We start from the raw sequence: 2248 nt of genomic DNA, 5'->3' as shown, positions 1-2248 counted from the left end.
CTAACCGCTCCGTCCCAAGCTTTTTTGTATTTTCCCGGCGGATTTGGCACAATGGACGAATTTTTTGAAGTAATGGATACGATTGAACTTGGCAAAATGCCAAAAATACCTGTGGCATTATATGGAAAAGAATATTGGGAACCACTTATAAAATTTTTAAAAGGCGGACCATTAGAAATCGGCTCAATTAAAAAATCAGACCTTTCACTTTTTAATATTACAAACTCTCCAAAAGAAGTTTTAACGATGATTTCCAAAACACACGAAAGACCATTTTTTTCTGATTTTGTGCCAAAAAAATTCTCAATCGGAGAATCTGCAGACTGGCGAATATTTCGTATTATGTCAGAATTAGTAGAAGGTTTTGAGTTTGTTACCAAACTAAAAGACGATGTTACTATCCTAGGAACCAAAAGTATTTCCAAAGATAACCCATATTATAAAGATGCATATAACTTGGCGTATACTCTTGGAAAACGAGGATACTCAATCGTAACCGGCGGAGGCCCTGGAATTATGGAAGCAGCAAACCATGGAGCATATGACGCAGGGACAAAATCAGTTGGAATGAATATAAAGTTTGACCATACTATACGAACAAATAAATATGTAACTGACGCAGCCAGCTTCTTCTTTCCTTTTACCCGCAAACTTGTTTTAACGGCGCCATCTTTGGGTTTTGTTATATTTCCAGGAGGATATGGAACTATGCATCAGTTATTTGAAATTTTAACTTTAATGGAAACCGGAAAAATGGGAAAAATACCAATAGTTTTATTTGGAAAGAAATTTTGGAAACCACTTGATGATTTTATAACAAATATATTAGCAAAAAAGTTTAAAACAATAAATTCTGCCGATCAAGACCTATACAAAATAGTTGATAAAATCGAAGATGCTGTCAGGATTATAAAACAAGTCCCGAGAAATCTGAAAAAATAATTTTGAATACACAGCTTGACTTTTCTAATTAAAATGTATTATGTATTAAGTATTATGTATTATGCGAATTAAAAACTATAATATATAATGCGTATTACATAATACTTTTTTTATGTTCAAATTTACTATTTCTAAAAAACTAAAAAATGCCCGAGTTGCGCGGTTTGCTACTCCGCACGGTGTTATTGATACTCCTGCTTTTATTCCGGTCGCTACAAAAGCTACCATAAAAACGCTTGACTCTAATGACGTACGGAATATAGGGTTTAATTCTATTTTATCAAACACTTATCACTTAATGCTTCAGCCTGGTGCAGACTTAGTGAAAAAGATGGGCGGACTACATAATTTTATGAATTGGCAGGGACCGATATTTACCGACAGTGGCGGATATCAAGTTTTTAGCTTAGGCAAAGGTTTGGCATATGGTGTTGGCAAGGTTTGTAAAAAAAATAACAGCGCGGAAGCCTCTACAAATAAAAAATCATTAGTAAAAATAACCGACAATGGTGTAGAATTCCGCTCGCATTTGGACGGTAAAAAAATATTTTTACGTCCGGAAGACTCTATTCGTATTCAAGAAAAACTTGGCGCAGATATTATTTTTGCTTTTGACGAATGTACTTCTCCGACCGATTCCCGCGCATATCTGGAAAAATCACTGGAGCGTACTCATAAATGGGCAGAAAGGTGTCTCAAAGCGCATAAACGCAAGGACCAGGCTCTTTTTGGCATTATCCAAGGTGGGGATTATAAAAAACTACGCGAGGCAGGCGCCCGCTTTATTAGCGCGCTCCCATTTAACGGATTTGGAATTGGTGGTTCATTTGGAAAAAAAGAAATGTTAAATGTTTTGGAGTGGACAATCCCCTTTTTACCAGAAAATAAACCTCGTCATATGCTTGGGATTGGCGTTATTGAAGATATATTTGAAGCGGTGGGACGCGGTGTAGATACATTTGACTGTGTAGAGCCAACCCGCCTCGGACGGCATGGAACGCTTTTTACAAAAAGCGGGCGAATAAGAATCTTGTCGGCAAAATATCGCGCGGATAAAAAACCGATTGAAGCGGATTGCAAATGCGAATTGTGCATAAATTATTCCAGGAGCTATCTACATCATTTATTTAAAGCAAATGAAATTTTAGGCATGCGTCTCGCAACAATCCATAACCTGACTTTTATGCATAATCTGATGAAAAATATACGACAATCAATAAAATCAGGAAAATTTAATTATTTTAAATCACAATTTTTACGAAAATTTAGACAATTTTAATACTCTTGACCCCGCACATAAATTATT

Annotated in this window: 1 protein-coding gene and 1 pseudogene (1 of these 2 cut by a window edge); both read left to right on the top strand. The window is 35.9% G+C overall.

The window, feature by feature from the left end:
* Window positions 1-942 (top strand): annotated as a pseudogene (locus COU51_01145) (hypothetical protein); it begins 387 nt to the left of the window's first position.
* Between the two features lie 112 nt (window positions 943-1054).
* Window positions 1055-2221, top strand: a complete 1167-nt coding sequence (tgt, locus tag COU51_01140; protein ID PIR66948.1) for a tRNA guanosine(34) transglycosylase Tgt — start codon at window positions 1055-1057, stop codon at window positions 2219-2221.
* Window positions 2222-2248: the final 27 nt, after the last annotated feature.

The organism is Parcubacteria group bacterium CG10_big_fil_rev_8_21_14_0_10_36_14, assembly GCA_002772895.1.
In the GTDB taxonomy this organism is placed as follows: domain Bacteria; phylum Patescibacteriota; class Patescibacteriia.
The sequence above is the reverse complement of the archived record's forward strand: the minus strand, read 5'-3'. Positions and strand labels throughout refer to the sequence as shown.

Coding starts and splice junctions, on each gene's coding strand:
- tgt (PIR66948.1), top strand. CDS start 1,055: ATGTTCAAATTTACTATTTCTAAAAAACTAAAAAATGCCCGAGTTGCG.